Here is a 16,607-nt window from a genome sequence, read left to right as displayed (position 1 = left end):
GCAGTTTGCGGCTCAGACCATTCCGCCATTGGCGCGCAGGATCTGTCCGTTCATCCAGCTGCCCTGTGGTCCGGCGAGAAAAGAAACGACACTGGCGATATCCTCAGGCGTGCCGAGACGCTCCAGCGGATTCATTTTGGACATGCGCGCGATCAGTTCATCGCTTTTCCCGTTGAGGAAGAGGTCGGTCGCAGTCGGACCGGGCGCGACGGCATTGACGGTGATGCTGCGTCCGCGCATCTCTTTGGACATGATGGTTGTCAGTGTTTCGACGGCCGCCTTGGTCGCGGCATAGACGCCATAATTCTCAAGCTTAAGCCCGACAACCGACGTGGAGAAGTTGATGATGCGCCCGCCAGAGCGCAGGTGGTTTGCCGCTTCGCGCAGGGTGTTAAACGTCCCCTTAAGATTGATGTCAATCTGCTTGCTAAAACTCTGATCGTCGGCGCTGGCCAGCGGAGACAGCATCATTACGCCGGCATTATTGACGAGCACATCAATACCACCAAACGCAGATTCGGCTAAATCGAACATGCGTTTGACCTGGCTGGCATCAGCAACGTCCGCCTGCGCGGTGATGGCTCTGCCACCGGCGGCTTCGATCTCCTCAACCACGGCGGCAGCAGCCTCAGCGTTGCCGGCATAGTTCACCACGAGGGTAAAGCCGTCCGCAGCAAGCTGCCTGGCAATGGCGGCACCAATTCCGCGGGATGCACCGGTTACGATTGCAACTTTCTCTGAAGCAGACATAGATATTCTCCTATTTTCGCGCGGTATCGCGCCTGAACACGGAGAAATCTAGCACTGTATCTTTTCCGGATAATCAGTCACTATCTGGTATCAGAATCCGATAATAACGAACAATGCCATGGACAGAATTGATACGATGCGCGTTTTCACGCGTGTGGTAGCGCGCCGCAGTTTCACGAGGGCGGCGGAAGACCTCGGCCTGCCACGCTCGACCGTAACGGACGCGATTAAGCATCTTGAATCGCGCCTGGGCATTAAGCTGCTGGAACGCACCACGCGTCACGTCAGCCCGACGCTGGACGGTGAAGCCTATTACAAGCGCTGCGTTTCTATACTGGACGATATCGAGGATGCCGAGGGGGCGTTTGCCGGCGCCCGGCCGAAGGGATTGTTGCGTGTCGATGTTCATGGCACGCTGGCAAGACATTTTGTTCTGCCGCACCTTCCTTGTTTCCTCGAAGCTTATCCTGATATCGAAATCTATCTGAGCGAGGGTGACCGGCTGGTCGATCTGGTGCGTGAGGGAATTGATTGTGTCCTGCGTGTCGGAACGCCGCAGGACAGCGATATGATCGCGCGGTGCGTCGCCACGCTGGAAGAGGTCACGGTCGCTTCGCCCGGTTACGTCTCCCGGTTCGGGCTTCCGTCGGATCCGGATGAACTGCATTCCGGCCACAGGATGATCGGATTCCGCACCACGGGCAGCAGCGGTATCCTGCCGCTGGCCTTCAGGGTGGACGGCAAGCGCATCACCACGACGATCAAAACTTCAATTACCGTTAATGCGGCTGATACCTTTGTATCCGTGGCGCGCATGGGACTCGGCATCATCCAGGTGCCGCGTTATCACGTGGAAGATGATCTGAAGACGGGGGCCCTCGTCGAATTGCTCAAAGCCTTTCCACCTGAACCGTCTCCCGTCTCTGTCCTGTATCCGCGTAACCGACAGCTATCGCCCAGAGTCAGGGTCTTCATCGAATGGCTAAAAGAACTCTTCCTGCAGCACGACGTGGATAGCAATGCCGGCAAGTGATCTGTGTGAAAATCGAAAACGGTGCAGAGGAGTCTGGCGCCGTCACAGATTACACAGATATTGATAGAGCTCCGCGTCCCGCTGGTCCGGCGTAAAGCGCGGGCAGCTGTGGCACTGCTGGCTCAGCGTGCGGTAGTGCTGCAGTAAACCAAGTTCACGCAGCATGCGCAGCCAGCCCATCGGGCCATAACACTGCTGCTCATAAATTTTGTCGCGGATACTTTTCACGTCCACGCGCAGCAGCGTGGCGTTAAGGTCACTGTAATCCGGGTGCTTTTTGGTGCCGCCGACCTGTTTGAACAGGAAATTGCGCTCGTAAAACGCAGCAACCTTCTCTTTGACCTGAATAAAGATGTCATCCACCTGTTCAATGAAAATGGTGTAGATCATGATTTTCAGGTACAGCATAAACACAATATTTTCACTGTCTGCCTGATAGCGTACCGACAGCGTGCCAAGCTCTACCACTTTGCGCTTTTCCAGCTTCAGGGCGGCCATCTCTTCACGAAAAAGTTTGCTGCACGGCAGACGGTTATTGTGATTGGCGATGACACTTAGCGTGCCGAGGATATCCTGGCCTTTGCGGGCGAGAAATAGCGTGCTTTCCGGATTCAGCAGCCCTTCGTTATAGAGAAAAATTGAGCGTTTTTCCTTAACGATTCCACGGCGCCGGTACTGTTCATTGGTCACCTCCATCCCTTTAAGGAAGTCAATCAATCCGCTTGCCGGTGTAATGCTAATGCGCTGATCGATACCATTAAGTATCCTGCACATTCTGTGGGTTCTTTTTGTCAGTACGCCATCAGAGATAGCGCTGCTAATCACTGATTTCCTTGTTAAATGCACTGTAATCCTCAACCAGTCCACATTAAAGTTTCGCTAATATAATAAATATAATTTAATGATTGAATAAATTTTTGCTGCAAATTTAGATCGCCTTAAAAGCGTGGCGGCAGCGGATGAGGCGCGTTGCAGGGGAGAAAATACCGGCGGTAACAACCGGAACGATAGCAGGGATAATGATTAGCGTGATTTAATATTCGTAGTCGAACAAACAGCATGGCGCTGGCTGATTTCAACGCCTCGTCGCGACAAAGGATTTTAGCTGATCAATAAACGCTCTCAGCGAGGCCGACATATGGGGATTGTTAACGTAATAGAGATGAAGCCCTGAAAATACTGCAGACCACTCGCTCAGCACCTGCCTGAGTTCGCCGCGTTCAATACAGGGTTGGGCGAACTGATCGCTGATATAGGCCAGCCCGGTTCCTTTTAACGCCGCGTCGAGCACAAAATCCGTTTCGTTGGCGGTGACAATGCTTTCAACATTCACGCTGTGCGCGCCTGCCGGCCCATGAAATTCCCAACGTTGCAGCACACCGGTTTCGGCCCAGCGATAGGTCAGGCATTGATGCTGGCGCAAATCCTGCGGATGTTGTGGCTCGGGATGGCGTGAAAAGTAGTCCGGGGAACCGACCACAATCATCCGCATGTCGGGCGTCAGCCGCACGGCAATCATATCCTGCTGCACGAGTTGTCCCGATCTGATGCCGGCATCGAATCCCTTGCCGACAATGTCTGTGAGGCTGTCATCAATAACCACATCAAGAGAGACATGCGGATAGTTCTCCCTGAATAACGGCAGCATGGGCGCAATCAACATGCGGGCAGCAATACGCGGCAGATTGATGCGAACCCGTCCACGCGGCTCGTCCTGACAGGCACCGACGTCCCTGACGGCCGAGGCGATCTCCGCCATCGCCGGCATCAGACGATTGAGCAGGGCCTGTCCTGCTTCTGTCGGCGCCACGCTGCGGGTGGTCCGGTTGAGTAACCGGCTACCCAAACGCTCCTCGAGCGCGCGGATGGTATGACTCAGCGCGGAGGGCGACACACCCAGGCGCTGCGCCGCCCGTCTGAAACTGCGTTCCTCCGCGACACACACAAATGCCCGGAGTTCGCTATATTCGCTGCCTTTCATTATTGCTTCCCGGCTCAACAAGTTGTGTCGATTATAGCGTATTGTTATTCATAATCAGAAGCCGGAGACTAACAACACCAATAAAATTAATGACCTGGAAGGGCTTTACGATGACAAAACACATGCGACGCTGGGAAACAGACGCCATCGGGCGCGATAACCTCGAACTGAGAACGGTCGCGATGCCGGTTCCGGGTCCGCAGCAGGTGCTGGTGAAAGTTGAAGCCGTCGCCCTGAATCACCGGGACAAGATGGTGATTGAGAATGGCCGGGGCCTGCCGCTTGCGTTTCCTTTTACACCGGGTTCCGATCTGGCCGGCGTCGTTGTTGGCCGGGGGGAAGGTGTCAGCCGCTTCAGCACCGGTGACCGGGTTATCTCAACGTTCACGCCCGACTGGATCGACGGTGTGCGTCCCGGCGATGCGCGCACGCCGGCCTATAAAACGCTGGGCGGTTATTATCCCGGCGTGCTGGCTGAATATGTGGTTATGCCGGAAGCGTGGCTGGTTACCGCCCCCGCGACGCTTAACCCGATTCAGGCTGCCACATTGCCCTGTGCCGGTCTCACCGCCTGGTTTGCGCTGGTCGAACGTGCCGGCGTGCAGGCTGGTGATATTGTACTGATTCCCAGTACCGGCGGGGTTGCCCTGTTTGGTTTGCAGATTGCCAAAGCGCATGGCGCGCAGGTGATTGTCTCCGGCAGAGCCAGCAACGCCGACCGGACGAAAGCGCTGGGTGCCGACCATTATGTGGATCGCCACCGTGAAGACTGGATGGAGGAAATTTACCGCATCACCGCCAACCACGGCGCCGATCATATCCTCGAAGTCATCGGTGGCGATCATCTGGGGAAATCCGTGCAGCTGGCGGCGGTCGGTGGGCACATCTGCCAGATCGGCGCGCTTGAGGGCTTTGACTTCAGCTCACCGGCAATGCCGCTGATGATGAAAGACGTGACCCTTCATGGTATCGGCACTGGTAGCCGTCGCGCACTCACACGCCTGATCCGTGCCGTTGATCGGACCGGCATAAAGCCGGTGATCGACTCGGTGTACGCGTTTTCTGACCTGCCATCAGCGCTGGACCATCTGGACCGGGGGCCTTTCGGTAAGGTGGTCATCACGATGAGCAGCGAGTGAGACGCGCGCTGATCGCTGGCGATTTATGCAGCATTCACCCGTCGTTCAGCGGCCATCGCCACGCCTGACATCTTTACCGCCTTTAATCCTGAAAATCCCGTCGCTGATTATGTGCTTAACTTAGCGTTGAGACAGCAACAGGGTGAAACATGACGTTTAAAAGGAAAAATGAAGCGGCAATCATTTCAGGTTCCTCGCTGCTGCGCAGTATTTTGCTGTCCGGCGGATTGCTGATATGCGCGATCATTGCGCTCACCCTGTGGACGCTGCGCGAAGACTGGCACGGCGCGGTGCGCCAGACGGAAGAGATGGCGGTCAATCTTTCCCTGTCACAGTCACGTCAGGCGGAAGATACCGTGCTCCAGACCGAACTGGCCCTGCGTGAAGTGCAGCGCGACCTGCAGGCGCAGCCGCTGGAAAAACTCAACGCCGCCAACCTGAGCCAGATTATGCGCGATCTGCAAAGCCGTCTGCCGCAGCTGCACGGGCTGTTTTACTATGATGAGCAGGGACGCTGGATCGCCACCTCCACGCGCAGCGTGCCGGTGGGCACCAACAACTCTGACCGTGAATATTTCCGCTATCACCGCAACAACAGCCGTGACAGTTTGCACATCGGCCCGGTGATCCGCAGCCGCAGCACTGGCGATCTGGTTATTCCGGTTTCCCTGCGTGTCAGTGATGCCGCGCGTGATTTCAAAGGCATCCTGTTAGCCACCATTAAAGTGGATTATTTCCGCCGTTTTTACAGTTACTACGAACTGGGGCCACGTGACGTGCTGGTACTGATGCTGGCAGACAGCACGGTGCTTTATGCCCGTCCGATGCCCGACAGCTACATCGGCAAGAGTCTTTCCGCCAGCCATCTGTTCCAGCAAATGCTGGTGAAAGCCGATCGCGGCAGCGGCGAGTGGAACGCAGCGCTGGATGGGCAGGTGCGCATCTTCGGCTTCGCCAGCTCAGAACGCTATCCGCTGGTCGTCGCGGCGGGTTATGACAAGCGCAATCTGTATCTGCGCTGGGTGAAAGGAAGACTGCAGGATATTTCCCTGAACGTGGCGCTGCTGGTCGCGATTATCCTGCTGGGACTGTTTGTCATTCGTCAGGCTCGGCATAGCCAGCATTATCAGGAAGCGCTGCTCAAACTAAAAAACGACCTCGCCGATGCCAATCACCATCTGGATCAGCTGGCGTTTTTCGATGGGCTGACCGGTCTGGCTAACCGCAGACAGTTTGACCGCTTTTTGCAGAATGCTTTGCATAATCTGCGGGAAAAATCAGCGCCGGTGTCGCTGATTTTGATGGATATTGACTACTTCAAACACTACAACGATCGCTACGGACACGTGGCAGGCGATCACTGTTTACGCCAGGTGGCCGACGCGCTTAAACGCCTTAAGCTACGGCAGAGCGACATGGTTGCGCGCTATGGCGGCGAGGAGTTTGCCATCATCCTCGCCGGTGCCGATCAGCATGCGGCGCTGAATATTGCGCGTCAGGCAGTACAGGCGATTGCTGACCTGCATCTGCCTCACGCCGCTTCCGCGCTGCCCGACGCGCAGGTGACGCTCAGCGCGGGCTGTGCGACCACCTGGCATGACGATCAGGCCGGCAACCTGATCGAGCATGCTGATGCGGCGCTCTACCAGGCCAAGCATAGCGGACGCAATCAGGCGCAGGCCTGGCGGGCAGTGAGTGATTAACGGTTAAAACCTGGAATGAAGCGTGAAACATCGACTTCCATAAACTGCGAGCGCTGGAAATTGTGTTTCAGGTCATACGGCACCGTACAGTCAAAAATGGTTTTACAGGTAATGCCATGGGCGCGAATCGAGTTACTGAAGGCCGGATCCTGTGAGGGATCGAGCGGGTGACAGCGCACGCCGGGAATAAAGATGGTATCCGCGTCGCCCTGATAACGCGTGGTCATCGCCCAAATCACGTCATTTAAGTCGAACACATCAACATCCTCATCGACCAGAAACACGTGCTTCAGCTCTGAAAAGGCCGAGAAAGCCAGCAGGGCAGCCTGACGCTGGCGTCCCTCATCCTGTGGGCCGCGCTTATTGATTTGCAGCACCGCAACATATTTCCCGGTGCCTGGCGAAGGGCAATGTACATTCTTCACCAGACCCGGTAACGCACGCTCAACCATATCGAGAATGCTGGCTTCGGTCGGGATACCGGCCAGATTGGTGTGCTCGTCGCTCGGTCCGATGCAGGTTTGCAGGATGGGATTTTTGCGGTGCGTCACGGCTTTGACTTTAATCACCGGCACTGCCGCCTGCGCTTCACCGGTATAACCTGGGAATTCCGGCATCGCTTTACCGCTATGGGTATGCTGATCTTCCTGTACGCGATAATCCGGCACCAGTTCACCCTCAATCACGATCTCTGCATGGGCAATGGCGCGGGCATCGACGGCGACACCCTTAACCAGCTCAACCGCCCGACCGCGCAGACCACCGGCTATCGCCAGCTCATCAAAACCGAGCGGTGTGGTCGGCGGCTCGAAACAGGCACCAATTTCGATGGCCGGATCGACGCCAATACTGATGGTAATCGGCAACGCTTTGCCCGCCTGCTCAGCCTTGATGCGGAACTGATCAAGATGGCGGCCCGGCACAAAGTACATCGAGATCTCATCTTTGCCCTGCACACACAAGCGGTGAATAGTGACGTCGTGTTCGCCGGTTTCCGGATCGGCGGCATAACACATCCCCATGGTGAAATAAGGGCCGGCATCTTCAGGCGTGTTGGTTGGCGCGGGCAGCAGGCGGCGGATATCAAAACCGTCATCCGTGGCGAGGTGCACCACTTCCTGACAAACTGCCTGCTGCTGGCTTATTTCCACCGGTGCTATGGCGTTATGTACCGATGAACGCAGCAGATGCGCCAGCTTTTCTTTCGGCACTCCTAGCAGGCGCGCCACGCGCTGCCGTGAGGCCAGCAAACCAATCAGTACGCGAAAGTTGTCGTAACCTTTGATGTGATTAAACACCATCGCCGGTCCGGTCTGCGTGGGACGCATCACGGTACCGCCCGCGCCAACATAACGATAGACACCGGACAGTTCCGCTTCGGGATTTACCGGTTCATCGGTCTCAATATACTCACCATCAAATTGTTTCAGCAGTTCGATGGCAGAACGCAGATCGTAAACCTCACTGCTGTGCGAAGAGGGAGATGTGTTTGACATAGGCTGTTCCTTAGTTTGGGAGTGTCAGGTCATCACTGGCGGGATGCAAACCCTGCCAGCGCGTGGCGCCAGCAGTGTCGATACCAAGCTGATCCAGCACGCGACCCACGATATGATTTTCCACATCGGCGATCGTGGCCGGATGGTTGTACCAGGCCGGCACAGGGGGAATCAGGCTGACGCCCATGCGTGACAGCGCCAGCATGTTTTCCAGATGAATGGTGTTGAGCGGGGTTTCGCGCGGTACCAGAATCAGTTTGCGCTGCTCTTTCAGGACGACATCCGCCGCGCGGCCAATCAGCCCTTCCGCATACCCGCTGCGGATACCGGCCAGCGTTTTCATGCTGCAGGGAATAATCACCATCCCATCGGTGACAAATGAGCCCGAAGAGATAGTCGCGGCCTGGTCACCGGCCGGATGAAACACATCGGCCAGCTGTTTGATTTCATTGAGAGAACAGTTGGTTTCATGTTCCAGCGTCACTTTTCCCCAGCGTGACAAAATGAGATGCGTTTCGATGTGCGGAATGTCCGCCAGTTGCCGCAGTAATCGCAGCGCGAGTGGGGCACCGGTGGCACCGGTTACGCCGACAATGATGCGCATAAGGCCTCCTGTGAGAGGCAAAAATTTCCGGCGCGTTCCTGCCGTCGCCGTCCTGCTGGCAAAGATAATGCGCTCGCTAATCAGGGTCTAATTGGTATTATGCTTTTATTAATAACGAATCCTTATCAGGTGTGGCATGGATTACCGTAAGCTGCGTTCTTTTCTGGCACTCGCCGATACGCTGCATTTCGCACGGGCGGCGGCGGCGGTTAACCTCACGCAACCAGCGTTGTCTCAGCATATTCAGGCACTGGAGCAGCAGTGGGGCGTGAAGTTATTTGCGCGCGACAAGCGTAAGGTGAGTCTGACGCGCGAAGGCGCATTGCTGCTCGGGGAAGTCCAGCAGACGGTGCAACGTGTGGAGCATCTGCAGAACACGATTAAGCAGGTGGCCGCCGGACGACGCGGCATGTTACGCATTGGCTATGTGGGCACGTCCATGCTGGAGCCGGCGCTGGTCAAAATTATCCGTGCCTTCAGGCGTGATTTTCCCCAGATCGCGCTGCAACCCGTGGAGTACAGCGTCAACCAACAGCTAAGCCTGCTGGAGAGCGGCGATTTGGATATCGGCATCCTGCGCGGGCCGCTGCCGGAACGTCGCCAGATAAGCCGGCAAATTCTGCATCAAACCTCGCTGTGTGCGGTGCTGGCCGACGACCATCCGCTGGCGCAGCAGGCCTGCATCTCGCTGGCTGATTTAGCGGCGGAGCCGCTGATTTTGCAGGAAGATCCGGAAGGCATCGGGCTTGGTGGCGCGGTGCTTAATCTCTATGCCGCCGCCAGGCAGATTCCAGCCAGCGTGCTCCGCGCGCGCGATGTGGCCACCGCCGTCGACCTCGCTGCGCTGGGTCTGGGCGTGACCTTCATCCCCCACGCCCCGGAGAGATTTTTGCGGCAGGATGTGGCACTGCTGCCGCTGGCGCAGCAGGATGTCACAACGGCACTCTACCTGTGCTGGAAAACCGGCGCGGCTAACCCGGAGATCCGGCGCTTTGCCGGGTACGCGCAGTCACACTATGGGGAGGAGCCCGCTGCGTAATCAGGCGGGTATTCCAGCCTCAGCGGCGTTATGGGGATCAATATGGCGAATTGCTATGCCATATCGGCTAAATTGTGATTCACTGAGGTATCTATTGTCAGATTATGCGTGAGAAGCGCAGTCATGAAGCCAACACTGAATCAGCTAATGAGTTTTTGTACCGTGGCAGAAGTGGGGAATATAGGCCGGGCAGCAGAAAAGCTGAATATTTCGCAGCCCCCGCTAAGCAGACAAATAGCCCAGCTCGAACGTGATGTGGGTGCGAAACTGTTTACCCGTAATGCCAAAGGCATGAAACTTACCTTTGCCGGCGAGCAATTCCTGAAAGATGCTTACGCTGTATTAAGAATGATGCAGCAGGCGTGTAGTAATGTGCAGGCTGTTTCAGAAGGGCAAATGGGATTAATTAAGCTGGGCGCAACCATGTACGCATCGTACAGTGTGGTGCCGCAACTGGTCATGAAACACAGAATGAACTACCCCAGTATTGATCTGCAATTCCAGGAAATGATCCCGACCGGGTTGAACGCTGCGCTGGAAGATGGGCGGCTGGACGTTGCGATCAGCTTTTCGGAAGTCACCAGCTCCGCGATTAACTCGCTGGTGTTATTGCGTGAACCGTTAATCGTCGCGCTTCCTGCGGATCATCCCCAGGCCAGTGTTGAAAATTTCACTCTGGAAACGCTGGCTAATGACCCGTTTATCATTGTGCCCCGCCCTATGTCGCCGCTGCTTTATGACAGAATTTTTAATCAATGTCTGAAAGCCGGCTTCAGTCCACATATTGGCGTTGAGGTTTCCGTCCAGCAAACCATCGTTAATTTCGTCGCTCATGGATTAGGGGTGGCCATCATCCCGGCAAGTATGGCGACAGCGCAGATAAGAGGCATTAATTATCGGAAAATTGCGGACGCAAATACCATCGAAAATATCCTGATGTGGTCTTCTGATAATAAAAATCCAGCGCTGGAACACTTTGTTAACCAATGCCGTGCCTTCGCAGAGGAGTTAAGCACGGCATCGGATACCCGCATCAGTTCTTAGCAATCACGATTTCGATCAGGCTGGGTTTACCGCTGGCGATAGCCTCCTCGACAGCCGCAGCGATCTGTGAAGCCACCTCAATCTTACGCGTTTTCAGCCCCAGCGCGGTGCCAAGTGCCTGATAATCAATCACAGGATCTACCAAATCCATGGCGATAAAGCGATTGGTTTGCGCCGAGGTATAATCTTCTTTAGACCGCATAAAGTTCTTAAGAACATTATATTCAGTATTGTTCATCACAATAAAGGTTACCGGCAATTGCTCATGGGCGGCGGTCCACAGCGACTGAGGCGAATACATTGCCGCACCATCCCCAACAAAACAGACAACAGGGGCTTTGCCCAGTCCGATGGAATACCCCACTGCAGCGGGCATGCCCCAGCCCAGACCGCCACCGCGCATAAAAGCATATTGATCTGCTCTGTTACTCGACAGCGATCTACGCAGCGATTGTGAGGTCGCAATGGCCTCGTCAACAATGGTTATATCCGGACCAATAGCGCGCGCGGCCTCAAATGCGGCGATCAATGGCGTGATCTTCGTGGCCGACTGCTGCTCTTGTACCGACAGTAATAAGTTCTCCTTAGTTTGTTCGAACTGTGCTGCTGCAGCCGCGAAACGACGCTGATAATCGGGGCGATTATGCGCGGTAGCCTCTTTCAGCTCAGGTAGCAGCACCGCCAGTGATGATTTAATATCGCCGAGAGTTGAGAGCTCGCTACGATAAGTTCGCCCCAAATCGCCTGCATCAGCTGAGAGCTGGAACACTTTACAATGCTCCGGCACAGCACGCCCCTCAGTATAGAGGATGGTGATGAGCGATTTACCGCCGAGCGCAAAGATTGCATCGTATTGATCAAGCGCTTTGGCAATGTCCGTCGCCTGAGTAGAGAGATTGCCTCGCCACAGAGGATGCGCGGTGGGATAAGGAATCCGATTCGGCCAGGTTGAGCCATAAACGTCAGCGGCCAGCAACTCAGCCAGTGCGACAACTTCCGCCGCCGCGCCGCTTTGATGAATCTCATCGCCGGCAATAATCGCGACCTTGCCGGGAGTAAAGGCGGCTAATTTTTTGGCTAACAGCGGCAGTGAACCTGCGACCGCTTTACGATCAACGTTAGACGGCGCGCCGATGTCAACGGCGCTCATGGCTTCCATCACATCCATCGGTAAAGAGAGGAAAACCGGGCCTTTGGGCGCAGCATCCGCATCATGAAAAGCACGGCGAACCAGGATTGGTAACTGGTCAACGCTGGTGATTTCCTTCGACCATTTGGAAAAAATCTTACCGATACTCACTAAATCCCCCAACAGCAGGGGATCGGTGATGCTGTGGCGTAAATCCTGCTGGCCAGCCGTCACCACTAATGGCGTTTGCGAGCAAACCGCATTATGCAGATTGCCCATGCCGTGTCCCAGACCACCGGCCGTGTGCAGATTGAGAAAACCGGGCTTACCGGCAGCCTGCGCGTAACCATCGGCCATCGCAACCGCACTGGCTTCCTGCAAGGCAAGCACATAGTTGATGTTGGGATTTCGGAGCAGGGCGTCCATGAACGGTAATTCAGTCGTACCTGGGTTACCGAACACATACTCAACGCCTTCGCTCTCTAACACTTCCAGCAGGACATCACCACCGCGGCGTACCGGGATGTCGTTTAATTTTGCAATCGGTTTATTCATCGTTGTTCACCTCTGACTATCGGTTAATAATCCGCCAGTTTCCGGGCTGAATTTATCTTAGAAGCAGGGTGAGCGTTGATTCCAATACTAAGATTGGCCTGTTTGATACCCTAAAAGGTATGACTATGAGGCAAAGCCGCGTGATTAAAGGTGCCCATTCATCAGATCCACCATCGCCCCGGCATGCGCATCAACGTGGCGAATGTAGCGCATCACCGTTTCCGGCTTCTTCCAGGTGCCTTCCTGCATGATCTGCGCGGTGCTGTACTTATTGCTGGCCATGTCGATGGCGGCACCGACCCGGGTGCTATGTCCCGACCAGCCGCGATAGCGATTCTTATTGGGTTGCACGCCGGTGCCCGGTCCCGATTCACGCCACGCACGGACGAAAATATCCTCCAGCGCGCGGGTCGAGAGCGGTTTATCGCAGACAATCTGCGCCTGGTTGGCGCGGTGCACCGGGCCAAAAATGAACGCGTCGGGTTCAGCGATCAGCCCGGATGCCACCAGCCATTCGGTCAGCCGTTGTGATGAGAGATCGCCGAGTGCCTTAATTAGTCCTCCGGTCATCACAATGGTTTTGGTCCAGGCGACATCGAGAATGATACGGCCATCAGCTGCGCGCGAAATGTCACGCACCCGCAGGCGGCTCAGTTCACTGATGCGTAACAGCGTGGCGTAAGCCACATGCAAAAACGCCAGATCGCGCTGCTGTTGCAGGCGATCGGAACCCGCCCAGCGTTGATCCAGCGTGAGTAAATCGCGAATGCGAAAGGGGATGGCCTGGCCGGCACGTTCACCGGCTATCACCGCGCTGCGATTGATTTTTTTTACGGCGCGGAACACCAGCGGCGAAACATTGGGCGGCACCAGACCGGCGTTACGGTGTAACATGGAAATTAATGCCGCATGAGTCGCGATGGTCGAAGAGGCGCGTCCCGATGCCTGAAGCCACAGCAGGTAATCACGCAGATCGGCAGGATCCATCGGTAAAAATTGCCGGCCATGTTCAGTCGCCCAGCGGCTGCCGATCCGCATAACGCTCAGCAACTGTCGCCAGGTGTTTTCAGAAAATGCCTCTTTATCACTGACAAATTCTCTCAGGCGTTCAGCAATATCCTCATCAGCACTGTGCATCAGGGCCGGGCTGGCGGTAATCCCGGGCAGGGTGTCCTTTTTACTCATTAATTTATGACGTCGCTACGTGAATTCTGTGCATGTTGCAGGGTCATCACCCGCCAGATTTAACGTAGCGGTGCCGGTTTTTTAGGCACGGCGTGGCACTGACACACTGCGTCATGTTAACCAAAGGTGATGATCCTACGGATCCTGACTTCATATAATGCCAATTATATGAAGTCAGCTATTCTAACCGCTGAAAATCTGGATGGACAGCGCTAAAGGGGATGAAAAACGGCGATGGTGAAGTTTTTTCACCTTACAAACGCCCCGTCAGCTGTCAGGCTAAGGATGGGCAGTGTGATAGCGCAGATTAGCGCCTGATTTTGCAGGTTTTTTGCCCAACCTTTGCTTACTTACCCTCAGCGCGAGCCTGGTGCAGGCAACATGAAGTTAGCTCATCTTGCTTTGAAATTTAATCACTTTTCCTCTCGCAGGGAGTCTGGCATAACTAAGGCCATGTTAAATATTTTCGACAATATGACCACTGCTGAATTTGCAAACCTGTAAACGTTTTGAGAACTCCGGTGAAGGAGAGAATAGCGTCAGGTTGCAAGCAGAAATCAGGATGCCCGCTCTCGATGAAAAATGATTTTACCTTTAGTATAAAAAGCACGCGCTTCGATGAGAATTACAATCCCTCCAAAGATACGCGCATTACCACCAATTTTGCCAACCTGGCGCGCGGCAGCAATCGTGAAGAGAATCTGCGCAACGCGCTGATCATGATGAACAACCGTTTCAATTCGCTGGCGAACTGGGACAACCCCAAAGGCGATCGCTATGCGATTGAACTGGATATCATTTCTGTGGAAATGAATCTGGGTGCAGGCGGCGAGGGCAAAAGCTTTCCGGCGATTGAGATCCTGAAAACCAATATTGTTGATAAAAAAACCAGTGAGCGCATTGAAGGGATCACCGGCAACAACTTCTCTTCATACGTGCGTGATTATGATTTCAGCGTTCTGCTGTCCGAGCATAATAAAGGCCGTTCCGGTTTCAGTATTCCGGATGACTTCGGCGTGCTGCACGGCAATATTTTCCGCCATTTTGTCAACTCAGAGACGTATAAAGCCAACTTCCGCAAAGCGCCGGTCATTTGCCTCAGCGTCTCCAGCAAAAATATTTACCGTCGTACCGGTAATCAGCATCCGGTGCTGGGCATTGAGTATCAGCAAAATGAATCTTCATTGACCGATCTCTATTTCGCCAAAATGGGACTCAGGGCGCGCTATTTCATGCCGGCCAACAGCGTAGCGCCGTTCGCGTTCTATTTCGCCGGTGATTTGCTCAGTGATTACAGTAACCTGGAGCTGATCAGCACCATCAGTACCATGGAAACCTTCCAGAAGATTTACCGCCCGGAGATTTACAATGCGAACTCACCGGCGGGCATTGAATATCAGCCAGACCTGTATCATCAGGATCACTCGCTGACCAAAATTGTTTACGATCGCGAAGAGCGTACCCGCCTGGCGATTGAGCAGGGTAAATTTACCGAAGAGCAATTTATTAAGCCTTACCACAGCATTCTGAAACAGTGGTCTGATCATTTCGCTCTTTGATTAACGAATAAATAAGGTTATTGATTAATGAAAACATTATTACCGACGTCAACGGCTGGTAGCTTACCAAAACCTTCCTGGCTGGCGCAGCCAGAGACATTATGGTCGCCGTGGAAATTGCAGGGCGATGAGCTGATTCAGGGCAAACAGGATGCGCTGCGTTTATGTCTGGACGACCAGCAGCAGGCTGGTATTGATATCGTCAGCGACGGCGAGCAAACGCGCCAGCACTTCGTCACCACCTTTATCGAACACCTTAACGGCGTTGACTTTGAAAACCGCAAAACGGTGCGCATCCGTAATCGCTATGATGCCAGCGTACCCGGCGTAGTGGGCGAAGTGAGCCGGCAGAAACCGGTCTTTGTCGATGATGCCAAATACCTGCGTCAGCTGACGCAGCGTCCAATCAAATGGGCGTTGCCGGGCCCGATGACCATGATCGACACGCTGTATGACGATCACTATAAAAGCCGTGAGAAGCTGGCGTGGGAATTCGCTAAAATTCTCAACCAGGAAGCGCGCGAATTAGAAGCCGCTGGCGTTGATATTATTCAGTTTGACGAACCCGCCTTTAACGTCTTTTTCGACGAGGTGAATGACTGGGGCATTGCCGCTCTGGAAAGAGCCATTGAAGGCCTTAAATGTGAAACCGCAGTGCACATTTGCTACGGCTACGGCATCAAAGCCAACACCGACTGGAAAAAAACGCTGGGCACTGAATGGCGTCAGTATGAAGAGATCTTCCCGAAACTGCAGAGTTCCGGCATTGATATTGTATCGCTTGAGTGTCAGAACTCACGCGTGCCGATGGATTTGATTGAACTGATTCGTGGTAAAAAAGTCATGGTTGGCGCGATTGATGTCGCCACCAACACCATCGAAACACCGGAAGAAGTGGCTGCCACGCTGCGTAAAGCGCTGCAGTTTGTGGATGCCGATAAGCTTTATCCAAGCACCAACTGTGGCATGACGCCACTGTCGCGTCATGTGGCTTACGGTAAGCTGCAGGCATTAAGTGCCGGCGCAGAAATTGTGCGGAAAGAACTGCAGGGCTAACGCGTAACGCCTTATTTGTCTCTGACTCAGTCCGCAGGGTTTAAATATCCTGCGGCCTGAGCGTCGGTAATCAACATCCTTGCCGTGCCGCCTGTCTGGCCTCGCTAAATTATCCTTTATAAATACACGCTCCGACCATTACAAATTCCCCATTTTATCTGATTCCTGCTCTGCATCTACTCCGGCGGGCAGCCTGAATATCATCGTCTATACTCAGCAACGCGAAGTGATATATGCCGCTGCTTTTCACGCTGCGCTGGCGTTAATTTGATTAGCCCGCGCGAACAACAGCCGCATTGACTCATCAGTACACGCTTTTTTCTGTGCTTTCATC

14 protein-coding genes are annotated in these 16,607 nt (G+C 54.5%); 7 read left to right on the top strand and 7 right to left on the bottom strand.

Annotated elements, in window-relative coordinates:
• Positions 1 to 12 precede the first annotated feature (12 nt).
• Positions 13 to 750, bottom strand: a complete 738-nt coding sequence (locus tag ABVR31_RS19780) for an SDR family oxidoreductase (protein WP_372774212.1) — start codon at positions 748 to 750, stop codon at positions 13 to 15.
• A gap of 118 nt (positions 751 to 868) precedes the next feature.
• Between ABVR31_RS19780 and ABVR31_RS19775 the strand changes: the two genes are divergently transcribed.
• Positions 869 to 1,783 carry a LysR family transcriptional regulator gene (locus tag ABVR31_RS19775; RefSeq protein WP_058776352.1) on the top strand — a complete coding sequence of 305 codons (915 nt, stop codon included), beginning with the start codon at positions 869 to 871 and terminating at the stop codon, positions 1,781 to 1,783.
• Between the two features lie 42 nt (positions 1,784 to 1,825).
• On the opposite strand, the gene ABVR31_RS19770 is transcribed toward ABVR31_RS19775, so the two are convergent.
• Together ABVR31_RS19770 and ABVR31_RS19765 are read right to left on the bottom strand one after the other, a co-directional pair.
• Positions 1,826 to 2,473, bottom strand: coding sequence for a hypothetical protein (locus tag ABVR31_RS19770; protein WP_372774210.1), 648 nt, complete (start codon positions 2,471 to 2,473; stop codon positions 1,826 to 1,828).
• 385 nt (positions 2,474 to 2,858) lie between these two features.
• Positions 2,859 to 3,764, bottom strand: coding sequence for a LysR family transcriptional regulator (locus ABVR31_RS19765; RefSeq protein ID WP_372774208.1), 906 nt, complete (start codon positions 3,762 to 3,764; stop codon positions 2,859 to 2,861).
• Positions 3,765 to 3,874: 110 nt separating this feature from the next.
• Here ABVR31_RS19765 and ABVR31_RS19760 point away from each other — a divergent pair, with 110 nt between their 5' ends.
• Both ABVR31_RS19760 and ABVR31_RS19755 read left to right on the top strand, forming a co-directional pair.
• Positions 3,875 to 4,903 carry an NAD(P)-dependent alcohol dehydrogenase gene (locus tag ABVR31_RS19760; protein ID WP_278427277.1) on the top strand — a complete coding sequence of 343 codons (1,029 nt, stop codon included), beginning with the start codon at positions 3,875 to 3,877 and terminating at the stop codon, positions 4,901 to 4,903.
• Positions 4,904 to 5,052: 149 nt separating this feature from the next.
• Positions 5,053 to 6,606: a sensor domain-containing diguanylate cyclase gene (locus tag ABVR31_RS19755; protein WP_058759152.1), complete on the top strand. Its 1,554-nt coding sequence runs from the start codon at positions 5,053 to 5,055 to the stop codon at positions 6,604 to 6,606.
• Here the strand turns inward: ABVR31_RS19755 and ABVR31_RS19750 are convergent.
• A complete protein-coding gene (locus ABVR31_RS19750) occupies positions 6,603 to 8,102 on the bottom strand; it encodes a UbiD family decarboxylase (protein ID WP_021509403.1) in 1,500 nt (499 codons plus the stop codon). The two genes, ABVR31_RS19755 and ABVR31_RS19750, sit on opposite strands and share 4 nt — an antisense overlap.
• Positions 8,103 to 8,112: 10 nt before the next feature.
• Entirely contained in the window at positions 8,113 to 8,706 is a 594-nt protein-coding gene (locus ABVR31_RS19745; RefSeq protein WP_166719186.1) for a UbiX family flavin prenyltransferase, read from the bottom strand.
• 136 nt (positions 8,707 to 8,842) lie between these two features.
• Between ABVR31_RS19745 and ABVR31_RS19740 the strand changes: the two genes are divergently transcribed.
• Together ABVR31_RS19740 and ABVR31_RS19735 are read left to right on the top strand one after the other, a co-directional pair.
• Positions 8,843 to 9,745, top strand: a complete 903-nt coding sequence (locus ABVR31_RS19740) for a LysR family transcriptional regulator (protein WP_372774205.1) — start codon at positions 8,843 to 8,845, stop codon at positions 9,743 to 9,745.
• A gap of 123 nt (positions 9,746 to 9,868) precedes the next feature.
• The gene (locus tag ABVR31_RS19735; protein WP_372774203.1) at positions 9,869 to 10,789 is read left to right on the top strand and encodes a LysR family transcriptional regulator; all 921 of its coding nucleotides are present in this window, start codon (positions 9,869 to 9,871) and stop codon (positions 10,787 to 10,789) included.
• Here ABVR31_RS19735 and ABVR31_RS19730 read toward each other — a convergent pair.
• Together ABVR31_RS19730 and ABVR31_RS19725 are read right to left on the bottom strand one after the other, a co-directional pair.
• Entirely contained in the window at positions 10,779 to 12,473 is a 1,695-nt protein-coding gene (locus ABVR31_RS19730) for a thiamine pyrophosphate-binding protein (RefSeq protein WP_372774201.1), read from the bottom strand. The two genes, ABVR31_RS19735 and ABVR31_RS19730, sit on opposite strands and share 11 nt — an antisense overlap.
• 144 nt (positions 12,474 to 12,617) lie before the next feature.
• Positions 12,618 to 13,610 carry a tyrosine-type recombinase/integrase gene (locus ABVR31_RS19725; protein WP_372774723.1) on the bottom strand — a complete coding sequence of 331 codons (993 nt, stop codon included), beginning with the start codon at positions 13,608 to 13,610 and terminating at the stop codon, positions 12,618 to 12,620.
• A 623-nt stretch (positions 13,611 to 14,233) separates the two neighbouring features.
• Between ABVR31_RS19725 and ABVR31_RS19720 the strand changes: the two genes are divergently transcribed.
• Both ABVR31_RS19720 and ABVR31_RS19715 read left to right on the top strand, forming a co-directional pair.
• A complete protein-coding gene (locus ABVR31_RS19720) occupies positions 14,234 to 15,217 on the top strand; it encodes a DUF1852 domain-containing protein (RefSeq protein WP_058776344.1) in 984 nt (327 codons plus the stop codon).
• Between the two features lie 27 nt (positions 15,218 to 15,244).
• Positions 15,245 to 16,273, top strand: coding sequence for a methionine synthase (locus tag ABVR31_RS19715; RefSeq protein WP_021509410.1), 1,029 nt, complete (start codon positions 15,245 to 15,247; stop codon positions 16,271 to 16,273).
• Positions 16,274 to 16,607: the final 334 nt, after the last annotated feature.

This window comes from Pantoea sp. WEP (assembly GCF_041678305.1).
Classification (GTDB): Bacteria; Pseudomonadota; Gammaproteobacteria; order Enterobacterales; family Enterobacteriaceae; genus Pantoea; species Pantoea dispersa.
This window is presented reverse-complemented; position numbering and strand designations above follow the sequence as displayed.